This window comes from Flavobacterium kayseriense (assembly GCF_014305095.1).
In the GTDB taxonomy this organism is placed as follows: Bacteria; Bacteroidota; Bacteroidia; order Flavobacteriales; family Flavobacteriaceae; genus Flavobacterium; species Flavobacterium kayseriense.
In genome coordinates, this window is record NZ_JACRUI010000004.1 from 36603 (window position 1) to 53679 (window position 17077).

The 17077-nt window shown below is 33.7% G+C and carries 13 protein-coding genes; 11 read left to right on the forward strand and 2 right to left on the reverse strand.

The features are described from left to right. The first annotated feature begins 104 nt into the window (after positions 1-104). The 3 genes from H8R22_RS11535 (at position 105) to H8R22_RS11545 (ending at position 4918) form a co-directional block, all read left to right on the forward strand. Positions 105-1430 (forward strand): hypothetical protein, encoded by a 1326-nt coding sequence (locus tag H8R22_RS11535; RefSeq protein ID WP_187010541.1) that lies wholly within the window; start codon positions 105-107, stop codon positions 1428-1430. A gap of 117 nt (positions 1431-1547) precedes the next feature. Beyond that, positions 1548-3509 (forward strand): KUP/HAK/KT family potassium transporter, encoded by a 1962-nt coding sequence (locus tag H8R22_RS11540; RefSeq protein WP_187010542.1) that lies wholly within the window; start codon positions 1548-1550, stop codon positions 3507-3509. A 140-nt stretch (positions 3510-3649) separates the two neighbouring features. After that, positions 3650-4918, forward strand: a complete 1269-nt coding sequence (locus H8R22_RS11545) for an RsmB/NOP family class I SAM-dependent RNA methyltransferase (protein ID WP_187010543.1) — start codon at positions 3650-3652, stop codon at positions 4916-4918. A 110-nt stretch (positions 4919-5028) separates the two neighbouring features. Here H8R22_RS11545 and rho read toward each other — a convergent pair whose 3' ends face one another. Beyond that, positions 5029-6777, reverse strand: coding sequence for a transcription termination factor Rho (rho, locus tag H8R22_RS11550; RefSeq protein WP_187010544.1), 1749 nt, complete (start codon positions 6775-6777; stop codon positions 5029-5031). A 183-nt stretch (positions 6778-6960) separates the two neighbouring features. Here rho and H8R22_RS11555 point away from each other — a divergent pair, with 183 nt between their 5' ends. The 3 genes from H8R22_RS11555 to H8R22_RS11565 all read left to right on the forward strand — a co-directional run bounded on the left by H8R22_RS11555 (position 6961) and on the right by H8R22_RS11565 (position 9894). Next, a complete protein-coding gene (locus H8R22_RS11555) occupies positions 6961-7374 on the forward strand; it encodes a DUF4293 domain-containing protein (RefSeq protein ID WP_187010545.1) in 414 nt (137 codons plus the stop codon). A 143-nt stretch (positions 7375-7517) separates the two neighbouring features. Further along, positions 7518-8180, forward strand: a complete 663-nt coding sequence (locus H8R22_RS11560) for a response regulator (protein WP_187010546.1) — start codon at positions 7518-7520, stop codon at positions 8178-8180. Positions 8181-8196: 16 nt separating this feature from the next. Beyond that, complete coding sequence (locus H8R22_RS11565; protein ID WP_187010547.1) at positions 8197-9894, forward strand: tetratricopeptide repeat-containing sensor histidine kinase; 1698 nt, start codon at positions 8197-8199, stop codon at positions 9892-9894. Here H8R22_RS11565 and H8R22_RS11570 read toward each other — a convergent pair. Then, on the reverse strand, positions 9891-10388 hold the full coding sequence (locus tag H8R22_RS11570) for a metallophosphoesterase family protein (RefSeq protein WP_187010548.1): 498 nt from the start codon (positions 10386-10388) through the stop codon (positions 9891-9893). The two genes, H8R22_RS11565 and H8R22_RS11570, sit on opposite strands and share 4 nt — an antisense overlap. Before the next feature lie 264 nt (positions 10389-10652). Here H8R22_RS11570 and truA point away from each other — a divergent pair, with 264 nt between their 5' ends. From truA to H8R22_RS11595, 5 genes are all read left to right on the forward strand, one after another. Continuing rightward, on the forward strand, positions 10653-11402 hold the full coding sequence (truA, locus tag H8R22_RS11575) for a tRNA pseudouridine(38-40) synthase TruA (protein ID WP_187010549.1): 750 nt from the start codon (positions 10653-10655) through the stop codon (positions 11400-11402). 127 nt (positions 11403-11529) lie between these two features. After that, a complete protein-coding gene (locus H8R22_RS11580; RefSeq protein ID WP_187010550.1) occupies positions 11530-13284 on the forward strand; it encodes an ABC transporter ATP-binding protein in 1755 nt (584 codons plus the stop codon). Between the two features lie 250 nt (positions 13285-13534). After that, positions 13535-14923 (forward strand): dihydrolipoyl dehydrogenase, encoded by a 1389-nt coding sequence (gene lpdA, locus H8R22_RS11585; protein ID WP_187010551.1) that lies wholly within the window; start codon positions 13535-13537, stop codon positions 14921-14923. A gap of 155 nt (positions 14924-15078) precedes the next feature. Then, positions 15079-15753 (forward strand): response regulator transcription factor, encoded by a 675-nt coding sequence (locus H8R22_RS11590; RefSeq protein ID WP_187010552.1) that lies wholly within the window; start codon positions 15079-15081, stop codon positions 15751-15753. Then, a complete protein-coding gene (locus tag H8R22_RS11595) occupies positions 15750-17036 on the forward strand; it encodes a sensor histidine kinase (RefSeq protein ID WP_187010553.1) in 1287 nt (428 codons plus the stop codon). The genes H8R22_RS11590 and H8R22_RS11595 overlap by 4 nt, the downstream gene beginning before the upstream one ends. Positions 17037-17077: the final 41 nt, after the last annotated feature.

Below are 17077 nucleotides of genomic sequence, written 5' to 3' on the forward strand. Positions count from 1 at the left end.
TGGGTAGCTAAATTACAATTATATTTTAGATCAGCAATACCTCATAATTTTAATTGGCACAGTAATTGGATATTCTAAAAATGTTACAAATAAAAACACCCAATATGAAAACTAAAATAATAATCTTAAGTCTATTGACTGCCTTTTTGGGTTCGCAAATGCAAGCTCAAAGTGGAACTAGAGTAAATGCGGTAAACAATGATATCAGTGACAATTTAGACTTAAGAGCTGTTGCGGATATTTTTGGTGACTCAAGAGATCTTGCTGATTTTGAACGACGCTTAAACGACCCCGAATTCCAAATTTCAAACTTGGATTTGAATGATGATAATGAGGTTGATTATTTAAGGGTGATAGAAACAGTAGAGGGAAGCGTACACGTTGTAATCATTCAGTCTGTTTTGGATAGAGATGTTTATCAAGATGTCGCTACTATAGATATTGAGAGAAATCGTTCTAATAAAATACAAGTGCAAATTGTGGGTAATGAATACATGTATGGTCCTAATTACATTTACGAGCCAGTATACTATACTGCACCTGTAATTTATGCTTCATTTTGGTCAGTAAATTATCGTCCTTATGTTTCTAATTGGTATTGGAATTATTATCCAAGATATTACACAGCCTGGAATCCTTATCCAGTTTTTAGATATAGAAACAATATTAATATAAATCTGAATTTTAATAATTCTTATAATTACGTTTCTACAAGAAGTAGCTCACGTGCTGTATTAGTTTACAACAGTAGACGATCTAACGGATATGAAAGGCAACATCCTAATTATTCATTTTCGAGACGAAATGTAGCAGTAACAAATAGATATGAATTAGATCAAAGAAGAGGAACAAGATCAACTGCAAATTACTCTAGAAACAATGATAACAGGAGAGAAATAGCCTCTAAAAATTCAGGAAGAGACTATTCTCAAAATAGAGGAACTATTTCAAGAAGTAACAGCGCATCAAGAAGTACAGAGCAAAGAAGCGCTAACCAGAGAGACTACTCGACAAATAGAGGCAACACGACTAGAGAAAACAATGCTAGAGCCTCAGTAGGACAAAGAGATAATTCTCAAAATAGAGGAACTGCAACGAGAGAAAATAGATCACCTAGCACAGAGCGCAGCTCAAGTCAGCAAAGAGATTATTCCCAAAATAGAAGTAATACTAATCGAGAAAGTCGCACGCAAAGTACGGAGCGTACTGTGACACCGCAAAGAGAGTATTCTCAAAACAGAACTTCTACTAGTAGGCAAAGTACTCCGCAAAACGAACAACAAAGAACGATGCCTCAAAGACAGAGTTCGCCAGACAGAAGTAGTAGCTCTAGAACTTCTACTCCTACTCAAAGAACAGAAGCTCAAAAGAGTAGCCCTCAAGGCAGAGGTAGTAGTAATAATTCTCGAAACGGCAACAGAAATATATAAAAATTCAATCAAATTAAAACACGGTCTAAATAGACCGTGTTTTTTATTGTTTTTAAGAATAAAGAAGTCAGTTCTATTTTAAATCAGTAAATTTGACAAGTTTTTTAAAATAAATACATGAGCGCATCGAGCAAGAACCTACATTCTAAGTGGACACTTGGAGGTTTATTGATTTCTTTAGGTATAATTTATGGTGATATTGGAACTTCTCCTTTATATGTAATGAAAGCCATCCTTGGCACACACACAATAAATGCAGATGTAGTATTAGGAGGGATTTCAGCTGTTTTTTGGACCCTTACCTTACAAACGACCATCAAGTATGTTTTAATTACTTTAAGCGCAGACAACCATGGAGAAGGTGGTATATTTGCCTTATATGCTTTAGTTAAAAAAACTAAAATCAAGTGGCTGATTGTTCCCGCTATCATTGGTGGAAGTGCGTTACTTGCAGATGGAATTATAACCCCGCCAATATCTGTTTCTTCAGCTGTAGAAGGGATTAGAACTTATTACCCTCAGATTAATACAATACCCATTGTCATAGGGATCTTATTTATTCTATTTGTTATCCAACAATTTGGAACTAAATTAGTTGGTAAGTTTTTTGCTCCCATGATGTTAGTTTGGTTCACCATGCTTGGTGTACTTGGAATATTGCAAATCGTACAACATCCTGAAGTTTTCAAAGCTATTAATCCCTTTTACGCTTACCAATTATTGCGTATTCATCCTGACGGTTTTTTTGTTCTAGGTTTCGTTTTCTTGTGTACTACGGGAGCAGAAGCGCTGTATTCAGACATGGGACATTGCGGTAGAAAAAATATTAGAATAAGTTGGATCTTCGTAAAAACCGCTTTAATCTTAAATTACTTCGGACAAGCCGCATTTTTAATTCATCATGAAGGAGAAACATTGCAATCGTTGGGAGGTAATAATGGTAATCCGTTTTATTTAATCATGGCAGATTGGTTCCAACCATTTGGAATTGTAATCGCTACAATGGCAGCTGTTATTGCGTCGCAAGCACTTATAAGCGGCTCTTTTACTCTGATTAATGAAGCTATGCGTTTGAACTTTTGGCCTAAAGTTAGAATAAAGTACCCTACAGAAGTGCAAGGACAATTGTACATCCCTTCTATCAACTGGCTCTTATTTATAGGATGTGTTGGTATCGTTTTACATTTTGAAGAGTCAAGTAACATGGAGCATGCTTATGGTTTAGCTATTATTCTGTGTATGATAATGACTACTATTTTACTTAATTTCTATTTAATCATGAAAAGAGTAAAACTGTATTTCATGATACCTTTGATAACAATATACTTGGTAATTGAATTTAGTTTTTTAGCAGCAAATATCACAAAATTTACCGAAGGCGGATATGTAACTTTGATTATTGCTTTACTATTAATAAGTGTGATGTTCATTTGGTACACAGCAAAAAAAATAAATAAAAGTTACACTAAAATTGTAAAAATCAACGATTACAAAAAAGTACTTAGTGAACTAAGCGCTGATTTATCTATCCCAAAATATGCTACACATTTAGTCTATATGACGAATGCTGGAAGAGCAGATGAAATTGAGGAAAAAGTAATGTATTCTATTTTACAAAAAAGACCTAAAAGAGCAGATATTTATTGGTTTGTTCACGTTAATATTTTGTCCGAACCTTATAAAACAGAATACAGAGTAAGTGAAATATTAAAAGATGACCTATATCGTATTGATTTTAATTTAGGTTTTAGAGAGCCAACAAAGATAAACCTGCTATTTAGGGAAGTCATTAAAGATATGGTTAAAAATGGAGAGGTAGATATCACCAGTCGCTACGAGTCACTAAATAAAAATAATATTATTGGTGATTTTAAATTTGTGTTGTCAGAGAAATTCTTATCGAACGATAATGTCTTGAAATGGCACGAAAATATTATAATGAGTACTTATTTTGCTATTAAAAAGATATGTCTTTCCGAAGAAAGCGCTTTTGGACTGGATAGTAGTTCCGTTAAAATAGAAAAATTCCCAATGGTATTACATATACCTGAAAACATGGGACTAACAAGAGTAAAATAACTAGAATTAGTCTTATACGAATACAAAACACTGCTTTTTACAGCAGTGTTTTTTTTATGATTAAATTTAAAAGCAACAATCATATTTAAAAATATAACTTTCAACCAATTAATAGTACCTTTGCACCTCAATTAATTAAAATGAGATTACACAGAAATTTAGTTTATACTACAATCGACTCCTTGAATGCAATATTTAATGAAGGAGAATATGCAGATAAAGTGGTGGCCAGAGCCCTAAAAAAAGACAAGCGTTGGGGAAGTTCTGACAGGAAATTTGTTGCTGAAACAATTTACGAGATCGTAAGATGGAAAAGATTATATGGCGAGATCGCCGAGGTAAAAGAGCCATTCGATAGAGATAACCTTTGGAGAATGTTTTCAGTTTGGGCAGTTCTTAGAGGATACCCAATCCCTGATTGGAGACAATTAGAAGGAACACCTGAAAGAAAGATTAAGGGACGTTTTGATGAATTATCAAAAGTGAGAGCTCTTAAAGAATCTATACCAGATTGGATGGATGAATTAGGAGTAAAAGAATTAGGTGAAAAAGTTTGGGCTCAAGAGATTACAGCTCAAAACCAACCAGCTAAAGTTATCCTTAGGGTTAACACACTTAAAACTACAAAAGAAACATTGAGAGCAATCTTAATGGACTTAGATATAGATACTGATTATTTAAAAGATCAGCCAGACGCATTAGTGCTAAAAGAAAGAGCTAATGTATTTATGACTGATGCTTTTAAACAAGGATTTTTTGAAGTTCAAGATGCCAATTCACAACTAGTTGCTGCATTCCTGGATGTTAAGCCAGGTATGCGAGTAGTGGATACTTGTGCAGGCGCAGGAGGAAAAACGTTACACATAGCGGCCTTAATGGAAAACAAAGGGCAGTTAATTGCAATGGATTTATACGAAAGTAAATTAAAGCAATTAAAAATAAGAGCTAAACGTGACGGTGCTTTTAACATTGAGTATCGTATTATTGACACAACTAAAGTGATTAAAAAGCTGCATGAAAAAGCAGATCGTGTTTTGATTGACGCACCGTGTAGCGGACTTGGAGTTTTAAAAAGAAACCCTGATGCAAAATGGAAACTAAGACCTGAGTTTATCGATAACATTCGTAAAGTACAATCAGAAGTACTAGAAAGTTATTCAAAAATTGTTAAACCAGGTGGTAAATTAGTTTATGCAACTTGCTCTATATTACCTTCTGAAAATCAAGATCAAGTAGCTCGTTTTTTAACAACTGATATTGGTAAGCAATTTACTTTCATTAAAGATCAAAAGATTTTAGCATCAGAATCTGGATTTGATGGTTTTTACATGGCTCTTTTAGAACGTAAAGAAGGTACAGAAAAACCTAAGAAAGTTAAATTTACAGAAGAAATTCCAGAAAAGGAATAACCTAAAAAGATAATAATATTAAAAAACCTCGATACCAGCTAAGCTAGTATCGAGGTTTTTTATTGAAACTTAACCATGAACTTAGAGTTCGAAGAAAAGATCTTTTTATTTTAGTCGTTCATAGAAATTAAGAACTCTTCATTATTTCTCGTTTTCTTAAAACGATCGTTTATAAAATCCATTGCTTCAACAGGATTCATATCAGAAAGGTATTTTCTCATAATCCACATGCGTTGCAGCGTTTTTTGATCTAATAATAAGTCATCACGTCTCGTACTCGATGACGTCAAGTCAATAGCTGGGAAAATGCGTTTGTTTGCAATTTTTCTATCCAATTGCAACTCCATATTACCTGTACCTTTAAATTCCTCAAAAATAACTTCGTCCATCTTAGAACCAGTTTCTGTTAGAGCAGTAGCTATAATACTCAAAGAACCTCCGTTTTCTACATTACGAGCCGCTCCAAAGAAACGTTTCGGTTTTTGCAGTGCATTGGCGTCTACTCCACCGCTCAATACTTTTCCAGATGCTGGCTGAACCGTGTTGTACGCTCTTGCCAAACGAGTTATAGAATCTAATAAAATTACAACATCATGCCCACACTCTACTAATCGTTTTGCTTTCTCTAAAACTATATTTGCAATCTTCACATGCTCTTGTGGTTCTCTATCAAATGTCGAAGCAATTACTTCTCCACGCACACTACGTTGCATATCAGTAACCTCTTCTGGACGTTCATCAATCAGTAATACTATTAAATAAACCTCTGGATGATTCGCTGCAATTGCATTGGCAATCTCCTTAAGCAACATCGTCTTACCTGTTTTTGGTTGAGCCACAATCATACCACGTTGTCCTTTTCCTATTGGAGAAAACAAATCTATGATACGAGTTGAAATCGTGCTTTGTTTTTCGGCTAATTTGAATTTTTCTGAAGGAAAAACAGGTGTCAAATGCTCAAAAGATACACGATCTCGAACCACTTGAGGATCGTGACCATTAATTTTTAAAACGCGTACCAAAGGGAAAAACTTTTCCCCCTCTTTTGGGGGACGGACCACCCCTTTTACCGTATCCCCAGTTTTTAATCCGAATAAACGAATTTGAGAGGTTGATAGGTAAATATCATCTGGCGAAGCTAGATAATTGTAATCAGAAGAACGCAAGAAACCATAGCCATCAGCCATCATTTCTAATACTCCTTCACTTTCTATTATACCATCAAATTCAAAATCAGAATGGCTAAAATTATTTTTTTTATTCTTAAAATTTGGATTTTGATTCTGCTGATTTTGCTGATTTTGTTTGTTTAGCTGATTAGGATTAATCTTCTTAGCTGGAACTACTTTTTCAGTGTTTTCATTCACCTCAACAACTTCCGTTGTACTTGCGTGAGATGCAACATCCTCTTCGTTTTTCACGACCTCTTTAGCCTCTTCTTTATCTTTTTTCAGGGCTAATTTTTTTTCGTAAGCTGATTTACTAAACTTTATAACCTTAGCCGCTTTCTTCTCAGTTGGTATTTGATCCGAAATCTCATTTGATGTTATTTCTGAATCGGTAGGCGACTCAGTAGTAGTTTGCTCAACTTCCGGTCTGTTGTTACTATCTGCTATCTTTGAAGCTTTTTGAATTGCAACTTTTTTAACTGGAACGATTCGTGCACGTTTAGGTTTATCATCCTCTTCTACCACTATATTAGTTGATGGTTTAGATTCAGCAGCTGCCGCTTGGTGTTCTAAAATATTCCCTATTAAGGTTTCTTTTTTAACACCATTAAACTTTATTGTTTTTGCTAATTTAGCAATATCCTGAAGCTCAGCTAGCTTCATTTCCTTTAATGCAGAAATGTCAAACATGAATGTTCTATGAGTTTAATTAATTTGGTAATACTATGAAAAGATTGGTAGTACTATTATGATTTGAATTGACCGCAGTATGAAGTGCTTACGGTATTGTGATGCAATAATACGAATAAAATTTAATGATACAATAGTATTTTTAAAAAAGAAAATATATTTTTGTGAAACAATACTAACAAAATGATACAAAGAATTCAGACCATATATTTGCTTCTTGCTTTTGCAGCGACAGGAATTTTACCTTTCGTTTTTCCGCTATGGACAATGAATGATTCAAAGGAATATTTTTTCATGTATGACCAGTTTTATGTTATTTTGTACGGCTTAAGTACGTCATTAACGGTTTGGAGTATCTTATCTTATAATAAAAGACAAAATCAATTTGTCATAGGCAGATTGAACATCATATTAAATTTGATTTTATTGGGATTGTTTGTATATCGTTCACTAAATTTATCTGGAGAGACGGCTATTGTCTCTGAGAAAGGTATTGGGATGTTTCTACCTATCGTTGCAATCGTATTTTTAGTGTTAGCTAATAAGGCGATTAAGAAGGATGAGGATCTTGTAAAATCAGTGGATAGGTTGAGGTAAACCTATAATTTTAATTTATTAGTGCGAGAGAAACCCGAAAGCAACATTTCGGGTTTTTTTATTTCATGTTATCATTTTATAAATAAAATCTCATACAGAAAATTCAGATATTTTTTTATAAATTTGGCTTTACTTAACTAAACATGAAAGAAACAATCCGAATCCATCTCGCCGATGACCACCAAGTCCTCATTGACGGTATGCGAACTTTATTGCATACTGTTCCTAATTATGAAGTGGTGGGATACTCTCAAAACGGGACCAATATTTATGATGAAGTGATCGCAAATAATACTAATATTCTCGTTTTAGATATTAGCATGCCCGAAAAAGACGGTATAGAAGTCATCAAAGAATTTTCAAAAAAAGGATTCCCCTGTAAAGTAATCATATTGTCTAGCTATGATGATGTGAAAATCATAAAAGAAGTAATGAAACTAGGCGCAAGTGGATATCTAACCAAACAATGCGCAGGTGAAAATATAGTTGAAGCAATCCAAATTGTTTCTGATGGAGAGGAATACTTTTGCACCAGTGTTCGAGAAAAAATTTTTAGTACGGCTACTGAAAACATGGTCAAACTAAATAAAAACAAAACACAAACAAATGTTTTGTTGTCTGGTAGAGAAATTGAAATCATTACTCTTATCGCTTTAGAATTTAGTGGTAAAGAAATAAGTGAACGCTTATTCATTAGTACGAATACGGTCGAGACCCACCGCAAAAATATAATGAAAAAACTAAAAGCTAAAAATTCTATTAGTCTTGTGAAATATGCAATGAAACACAAATTTATAAAAGCGTAATTTAAACTTTCAACGCATGAATTGCTACCGCTTTCAAATCTTTTTTCTGATTATCCTCTTATCTGCAACCCGTTCCCACTCACAAGTAAAGAAACTTTCTAAATCAGAAATCTCAAACATTACAGATGACGCAACTCTTCTAATGCGTAATGAAAAATACGAAAAGTCATTAATTAAATCCCGTATTGCTCTAAAACACGCCATCGCTACCGAAGATGACAATCTTATTGCAAAAGCCTACAACATTATAGGAGCTAATTTTGACGAACTTTCAGAGTACGATAAAGCCTTTTATTATTACAAAAAAGGGCTTGTATTTGCCGAAAGAACAACTAATAATCAATTAAAAAATTGGCTCTACAATAACCTGGGAAACATTTATTGTTTTGATAAGAAAGAATATGAGACCGGAATTACATACTATCAAAAATCCCTAGAATACAGTTCGAAAATACGTGATTCTACTGAAATTGTATTTACTAAACTCAATATAACTTGGGCCTATTTTGATATTGGAAAATTTGATGAAGGAGCTCCCTACTTAGAATTTATAAATAAATATCATCCTAAATTTGGCGATAGCTCTACTATTGTAGTTTTAAATATGCTCAATGGCATGTATAACAACAATAAAAACAATAACGACAAAACAATCTATTATTTTGAAAATGCCATAAAACTAGGCAAACAGTACGATGAGAAATCTGATCTATCCTACTCACATTTAGAATATTCTAAATTTTTGTTCAAAATAGATGAACATAAAAAAGCATACCAAAATTTAGAGGCATACAACATCCTAAACGAGGAACTAAATTATGAATCCAAGCAAAAAAAAGTAAATGTGGCTGGAATCAATTTACAAATTGATGAATACAAAAGAGAGATTGATAATATTGAAACGAAATATAAATCAAAGGAACAACTTTTAGTAGAGACACAAACAAAAAACAAGCGCTCAAGTGTTTTAATAATTAGCGCGCTACTACTAATAATTGTTTTGTTATACTTTTATTTTGAGATTACAAACCTCAAGCAAAAAAATAATATTAAAAATATACAAAGTAAAATACAGCAAAATATAATTAACGCCTCTATTGATGGTCAGGAAATGGAGCGAAAAAAAATTGCTTCATTTCTACACGACAACATAAGTGCCTTATTGTCCTCTGCAGGCTTACACTTAAATGTTTACAGCTCGATAAACAAAATAGAATCCGAAGAAATAGCTAAAACAAAAGCTATACTAAATGACGCGCACGAAAAAGTCCGTGATCTTTCCCATCAGCTAATTCCATCATTACTTGTGCGTTTTGGTTTGTTTTATGCGTTAAACGATTTATGTGAAAAAAACTCAAATGCTACAATTCTTTTCGGATATGAAAGTACAGTAGATGCTAAAACTAGATACCAAGAGGAGTTCGAAATGAAGATATATTTCACAATTGCAGAGCTACTAAATAATATTATGAAACACAGTCATGCAAATCTAGGAAGCCTATATCTAACTGAAAATAATGGAGAGCTTAGTGTCACCGTGACTGATAATGGAATAGGTTTTAACGCCAAAGATATCCATGCTGTAGAAGGTTTTGGTCTGAACCGAACAAAAGCTAGAATCATGAGATTTAAAGGGCAATTTATTGTGAAATCCGCTCCTAATGAGGGCACAACAGTAACCATAATTACCCCCATCCGATACAAGAATAATTAAGATTTTTTCTCTATCTCTATTATTTCAAGCTCTTTGATCTTATCTCCGTCAATTACAAAACGTAACATCGTGCGCACTTGATGAAACCCACTTTTACCACAAGCTCCTGGGTTCATGTGTAAAAAATTATTCTTTTTATCAAACATCACTTTCAAAATATGTGAATGCCCACAAATAAATAATTGCGGCGGATTAGTCTCCAACTCCTTTTTAATTTTTGGATTGTATTTTCCGGGATAACCACCTATATGCGTGATCCAAACCTCCACGCCTTCACACCAAAATCGATTGTCCAAAGGAAATTCTAAACGAGCCTTATCATCATCAATATTGCCATAAACAGCCCGCAAAGGTTTTACTTTTTTAATAGTGTCCGTCACTACTAAATTTCCAATATCTCCCGCATGCCAAACTTCGTCAGCCTGCGCAACGTACTTCATAATCGTCTCGTCTATGTGGCTGTGCGTATCTGAGAGCAAAAGTATTTTTTTCATACTACTATAACTGATTTATTCCTTAGAGCTTCTTCCTGCTATCCGTTGCAATCCACGCTAAAAAGCGTGGGTTTTTCACTGCTATCAGGGCTATGGGATTTCGGTAAAATTAAAGATTCTGTTTCCAAATAAAAAAATAAGTTTCTCTAAAAAACATTAGCGCAATACGCCTACTTCAAAAATAATTAATAAGTATCTTTGTGTTTCAAACCAAGACAGATTAAAGGGAACACTATCGCCTTAGGTTCAAAAGCAAAATTACAATTGAGATATTTTATAAAATTAGCATATAACGGCACCTCCTATCACGGTTGGCAATACCAACCTAATGCAACTTCTGTACAAGAAGTTTTAAACAAGGCATTCTCTGTTATACTTAATACTGATATTAGCATTATGGGTGCTGGTCGAACTGATACTGGTGTTCACGCATCGCAAATGTTCGCACACTTTGATTATGACGATACTATTGATAGCAAGCAATTCATTCACAAAATTAATTCGTACTTGCCTAAAGATATTGTTGTCTTTGATGTGTTTATAGTATCTGATGAAGCTCACACCCGATTTGATGCCACAAAGCGAACCTACGAATACCATATTAACACATTTAAAGATCCTTTTTCACAAGAGCTTAGTTGGTATTTTCACCAGCAACTTGATCTTGATTTAATGAATGAGGCTTCACAATTGCTGTTTAATCATACTAACTTCCAAAGTTTTTCTAAGGTAAATACGGATGTAAATACTTTCGATTGTACAATTTATGAAGCGTACTGGAAGCAAGAAAACAATAAGCTACTATTTACCATTTCGGCTAATCGTTTTTTGAGAAATATGGTGCGCTCCATAGTGGGAACACTTGTAAACGTCGGTTTGAAAAAAATCACGGTAGCTGATTTTAATACTATTATTGAAAGTAAAAATAGAGATAAAGCAGGATTTTCAGTACCAGCACATGGCTTATATTTAACTAAAATCGAATATCCTTTTTTAGTGAATAAGAACGATTAATTTGATATAAAACACAAATCACTAGCCCTGATGGCAATGGAAATCCTTGATTGCCAGGTTTTGGCAAGCAAGATTGAAAAGAACAGCAGGAAAAAGCTCCTGAAAACTGAAAAAGAGCAGCAAAAAAATGAAAGCAAAAGCATTTGACACTCGATTATTTAAGAGAATATTATATTATACAAAACCATACCAATGGCGGTTCAATGGGGTGATAGCTTTTGCTATTTCACTATCCGTATTTGCGGCCTTGCGTCCTTATTTATTAAAGCAAACCGTAGACGGTTACATCCAAACAGAGGATGCCAAAGGGCTTTTGTTTTACATTACCTTGATGGGAATTGTATTGCTAGCTGAGGTTTTTTCGCAGTTTTATTTTGTCTTTTGGTCGAACTGGCTTGGACAAGATATTGTGAAGGACATTCGAATAAAGCTCTTTAAACATATTTTGAGTTTTAGAATGAAGTATTTTGATTTAGTGCCGGTGGGACAATTAGTGACTCGTTCCGTATCAGACATCGAATCGATTGCTCGTATTTTCAGCCAAGGACTTTTTATGATCATTAGTGACTTGATGAAAATGATTGTTGTACTAGCGTTTATGTTTTACATGAATTGGACATTGACATGGATTGTTATTGTGGCTATGCCTATTTTAGTGGTTATTACTCGAGTGTTTCAGCGCAAAATGCAAGTAGCTTTTGAAGAAGTGCGCACACAAATTGCCAATATGAATTCGTTTGTGCAGGAGCGCGTTACCGGAATGAAAATTGTTCAGCTGTTTACCAGAGAAGTAATCGAAGCCGATAAGTTTCGAGAAATTAACAATAAACACAAAAAAGCATGGATTAAAACCATTCTTTACAACTCTATCTTCTTCCCTATTGCCGATATTATTTCGTCACTAACACTTGGATTTATTGTGTTGTATGGTGGGATGAAAATATTGAATGGCGATACTTTCACCACCTTTGGGGATTTATTCTCCTACACCATGTTTATTACCATGTTGTTTAACCCTTTGCGTCAAATTGCAGATAAATTTAATGAAATGCAATTAGGAATGATTGCTGCTAATCGCGTTTTTGAAATTATAGATACCCAAGATCAAATACAAGATACCGGAAAAATTGAGGCGCCACTATTTGATGGAAACATAATTTTCAAGGAGGTTCATTTTAGCTATATCGCTGACGAGGAAGTTATAAAAGGCATCGATTTAGAAGTCCAATCGGGACAGACTGTTGCAATAGTTGGTTCTACAGGTGCTGGAAAATCGACCATTATCAATTTATTAAATCGTTTTTACGAAATTAATAGCGGAATAATTTATATTGATAACGAAAACATAGAAAACTACACGCTAGATTCCTTGCGAAAACAAATTGCTGTGGTTTTACAAGATGTGTTTTTATTTGCTGATACAATATACAACAATATCACATTAAACAATCCAGAAATTAGTCGAGCAGAAGTTTTAGCGGCAGCAAAAGATATTGGTGTACACGATTTTATAATGAGTTTACCCGATAATTATGATTTTGATGTAAAGGAACGAGGCGTTATGCTTTCTTCAGGACAAAGACAGTTAATTGCTTTTTTACGTGCCTATGTTAGTAATCCAAGTATTTTAATTCTTGACGAAGCCACCTCCTCAATTGATAGTTACTCCGAAGAAATGATTCAGCGCGCCACAGAAACCATCACTAAAGGTAGAACATCTATTGTTATAGCACACCGTTTAGCAACTATCATGAACGCTGACAAAATTGTGGTAATGGATCAAGGACTAATTGTCGAGCAAGGAACGCATCAGGAATTAATACATCGTGAAGGTGGCTATTATAAAAATTTGTATGATTCACAATTTTCGGTAGCTAATTAATTTTTATACTCGAAAAAAAAATATTTTAAATGTAAATCTAAAGGAAGGGAATCGCAATAAAAATAGTGGAATATAGTAACTATTAAAGTGGTAATGACTAATCAAGCATAGGCGTAGGTGATGAAATAGCACTTTTACTCTTTAAATTGTTTTATTTTTCAATAGATTTTTAATAATGGATTTTTAATCTTTTTAAAAACAGAATAATTCCTTAAATTCGCCAAATCAAATAATTTAGAAAACTTATACAATGAAATACGATATCATAGTTTTAGGAAGTGGACCAGGTGGATATGTTACTGCCATAAGAGCATCACAATTAGGGTTTAAAGTAGCCGTAATTGAAAAAGAAAACCTAGGTGGTGTGTGTTTAAACTGGGGATGTATCCCTACGAAAGCATTACTAAAATCAGCTCAAGTTTTTGATTATCTAAAACATGCCTCTGATTATGGATTGACTGTATCTTCATTTGATAAAGATTTCCCTGCAGTCGTACAACGCAGTAGAACAGTTGCCTCAGATATGAGCAAAGGAGTTCAATTTTTAATGAAAAAAAACAAGATTGACGTACTTGATGGTTTTGGTAAGCTAAAACCAGGTAAAAAGGTTGATGTTACGGATAAAGACAATAAAGTTACAGAATATAGTGCAGACCATATAATTATAGCTACTGGAGCTCGCTCTCGTGAATTACCTAACTTGCCACAAGATGGTACAAAAGTTATAGGGTACCGTCAAGCAATGACATTACCTACACAACCAAAATCAATGATTATCGTAGGTTCTGGAGCGATTGGAGTTGAATTTGCACATTTTTATAATGCAATGGGAACTGAAGTTACTATTGTTGAGTTCATGCCTAACATTGTTCCTGTTGAAGATGAAGACATCTCTAAACAAATGGAGCGTTCTATGAAAAAAGCAGGAGTAAAAATCATGACTAGCTCTTCTGTAGAAAAAATTGATACTAGTGGTGCAGGTGTTAAAGCCTATGTCAAAACAGCAAAAGGAGAAGTAGTTCTTGAAGCAGATATGTTATTATCAGCAGTTGGAATCAAAACAAACATCGAAAACATAGGACTAGAAGAGGTAGGTATCGCTACTGATAAAGATAAAATCCTTGTAAACGCTTACAATGCAACAAATATCCCAGGATACTACGCAATTGGTGACGTTACTCCGGGTCAAGCACTTGCTCACGTAGCATCTGCTGAAGGAATCAACTGTGTAGAAAAAATTGCAGGAATGCACGTAGAGCCAATCGATTACGGAAACGTACCAGGTTGTACTTACGCTACACCTGAAATTGCATCAGTAGGTTTAACTGAAAAACAAGCGAAAGAAAAAGGATACGAATTAAAAATTGGTAAGTTCCCTTTCTCTGCTTCTGGAAAAGCAAAAGCTTCTGGAACTCCAGACGGTTTTGTCAAAGTAATTTTTGATGCAAAATACGGAGAATGGTTAGGATGCCACATGATTGGTGCTGGCGTTACTGATATGATTGCTGAGGCAGTTGTAGCACGTAAACTAGAAACCACTGGACACGAAATCCTAAAATCAATACACCCTCACCCTACAATGAGTGAAGCGGTAATGGAAGCTGTTGCTGATGCTTATGGTGAAGTAATTCACTTGTAGATTTTTAATTTAGAGGAACAAAGTAATCCTTACTATAATTCAAAAAATCCGATTGGCATTAGCTAATCGGATTTTTTTGTTTCAATTGGTAGCACTTAACTTGAAATTACAAATAAATTCAAAAACAATTCAAAATCATAATGTAATTTTGAACCATGAAGATATTAATCATCGAAGACGAAAAAGAATTAGGTAATGATATTGCAAAATATCTTGCTGGTGAAGAGTACATCTGCGAATTTGCTACAACTTATAATCAAGCTCTTGAAAAAATAAACACCTACTTTTATGATTGCATTTTACTAGACATTACATTACCTGATGGTAACGGTATCGATATTTTAGAACATCTAAAAGTTTTAAAAAAGCAAGACGGAGTCATCATTATTTCAGCTAAAGATGCCTTAGATGATAAAATTAAAGGTTTACAATTAGGAGCCGATGATTACTTAACGAAACCTTTTCATTTATCAGAGCTAGCTGCCAGAATATTTTCAGTCATTAGACGAAAGCAATTTGATAACGCTACTATTATAATACAAAACGAAATAAGTATAGATCTAATTGCAAAAAGCGTTTTTATTCACGAACAGAAAATAGATTTAACAAAAACCGAATTTGATTTACTACTTTTTTTTATGGGTAATAAAAATAAAGTCATCTCAAAGAGTATTTTAGCAGAACATCTCTCTGGTGACTTTGCTGACATGCTGGACAATCATGATTTTATTTATGCACACATTAAAAATCTAAAAAAGAAATTAAATAATGCCGGAGGTGAATCCTACTTAAAAACAGTTTACGGAACCGGTTATAAATGGGTAGCATGAAAAATTTACTAAATAAATCGCTAAGCTCGTTTGCTGTTTATGCATTACTTGTTTTGGTAGCAAGTATTCCTGTCTATTTTTATTTGATTGATAATATCTGGATTAGCGAAATAGATGAAAACAACGCATTAATAGCGCAAAGAACAGAGATAGAGTTCAACCATTTACAACTTGACAATGACGAACTGGAAAAAAGTCTCTTTTTATGGAACAAAGTACAGCCTCATACACAATTGTCAAAAATAGAATCTTATACTAAAAAACCCGATTCTCTTTACACCGTCTCGAGGCAAAATACTTACGTCAGAAAAAAAGATATTAATCGCTTTAGAGGACTTTCTAAGATAATTCAAATTCATGAGTCAAGCTACCTACTTTCTGTAGAAACTATTATTGAAGAAAGCGAAGAGACTATTTGGGAAATAACAAAACTTACTTTCCTATTTTATATTTTATTAATTATTGGATTTTTAGGTCTAAACAAATGGCTGTCTAACAAATTATGGCAACCTTTCAGGCATACTTTACAACAATTAAAATCGTTTCAATTAAACAAGCAATCTAAAATTGAATTTCAAAAATCAGACACCCTGGAGTTCGAGCAACTAAACGCTTCATTAAATCACTTAATTGAGGAAAATATAACTGTATTTAAAACTCAAAAAGAATTTACTGAGAATGCATCACATGAGTTACAAACGCCATTAGCAATTATAAAAGGAAAACTTGACTTACTGTTACAGCAAAAATCGATCACCAATGAGCAGTACCTAATCGTTGAAGAAATAAATACAGTTTTGACAAGAGCTTCAAGAATTAATAGAAATTTATTGCTGCTGGCAAAAATGGAAAATAACCAGTTCCAAATTTCAAAAGCGATGAATATAAGTACGATCGCTACTGACGTTGAGCAAAATTTGCAAGGTTATTTTATCGCCCAAAACAAGCATTTTACAAAAACTATTCAAAGTGATGTTTTACTAGACTGCAATACTACACTTGTAGAAGTTTTATTAAACAACCTTCTACTCAATACCATCAAGCATTCAGATAAAGAGTCACTAATTCATCTAGCATTTACAAAAAAAGGCATTACTGTTTCCAACACTGGAACGCAACCTTTACTCGAAAGTAAATTATACAAACGATTTGCATCTATGACTAAAAATGGGGCAAATAGCGGTTTAGGATTAGCCATTGTTAAACAAATTTGCGAGGTACACGGTTGGAAAATTCAGTATACTTTCGATACTAAAAGCCACATTTTTTCTATCTCATTCTAAATTTCAAATTTTCTACAAAATTGGTACTGACATTTGTAGAA

Bases quoted from the DNA above. Each gene is read 5' to 3' on its own strand.
- H8R22_RS11555 (WP_187010545.1), top strand. From the start codon at position 6,961: ATGATACAAAGAATTCAGACCATATATTTGCTTCTTGCTTTTGCAGCG.
- H8R22_RS11590 (WP_187010552.1), top strand. From the start codon at position 15,079: ATGAAGATATTAATCATCGAAGACGAAAAAGAATTAGGTAATGATATT.
- H8R22_RS11580 (WP_187010550.1), top strand. From the start codon at position 11,530: ATGAAAGCAAAAGCATTTGACACTCGATTATTTAAGAGAATATTATAT.
- H8R22_RS11570 (WP_187010548.1), bottom strand. From the start codon at position 10,388: ATGAAAAAAATACTTTTGCTCTCAGATACGCACAGCCACATAGACGAG.
- H8R22_RS11535 (WP_187010541.1), top strand. From the start codon at position 105: ATGAAAACTAAAATAATAATCTTAAGTCTATTGACTGCCTTTTTGGGT.
- H8R22_RS11565 (WP_187010547.1), top strand. From the start codon at position 8,197: ATGAATTGCTACCGCTTTCAAATCTTTTTTCTGATTATCCTCTTATCT.
- H8R22_RS11540 (WP_187010542.1), top strand. From the start codon at position 1,548: ATGAGCGCATCGAGCAAGAACCTACATTCTAAGTGGACACTTGGAGGT.
- H8R22_RS11560 (WP_187010546.1), top strand. From the start codon at position 7,518: ATGAAAGAAACAATCCGAATCCATCTCGCCGATGACCACCAAGTCCTC.
- H8R22_RS11545 (WP_187010543.1), top strand. From the start codon at position 3,650: ATGAGATTACACAGAAATTTAGTTTATACTACAATCGACTCCTTGAAT.
- rho (WP_187010544.1), bottom strand. From the start codon at position 6,777: ATGTTTGACATTTCTGCATTAAAGGAAATGAAGCTAGCTGAGCTTCAG.
- lpdA (WP_187010551.1), top strand. From the start codon at position 13,535: ATGAAATACGATATCATAGTTTTAGGAAGTGGACCAGGTGGATATGTT.
- H8R22_RS11595 (WP_187010553.1), top strand. From the start codon at position 15,750: ATGAAAAATTTACTAAATAAATCGCTAAGCTCGTTTGCTGTTTATGCA.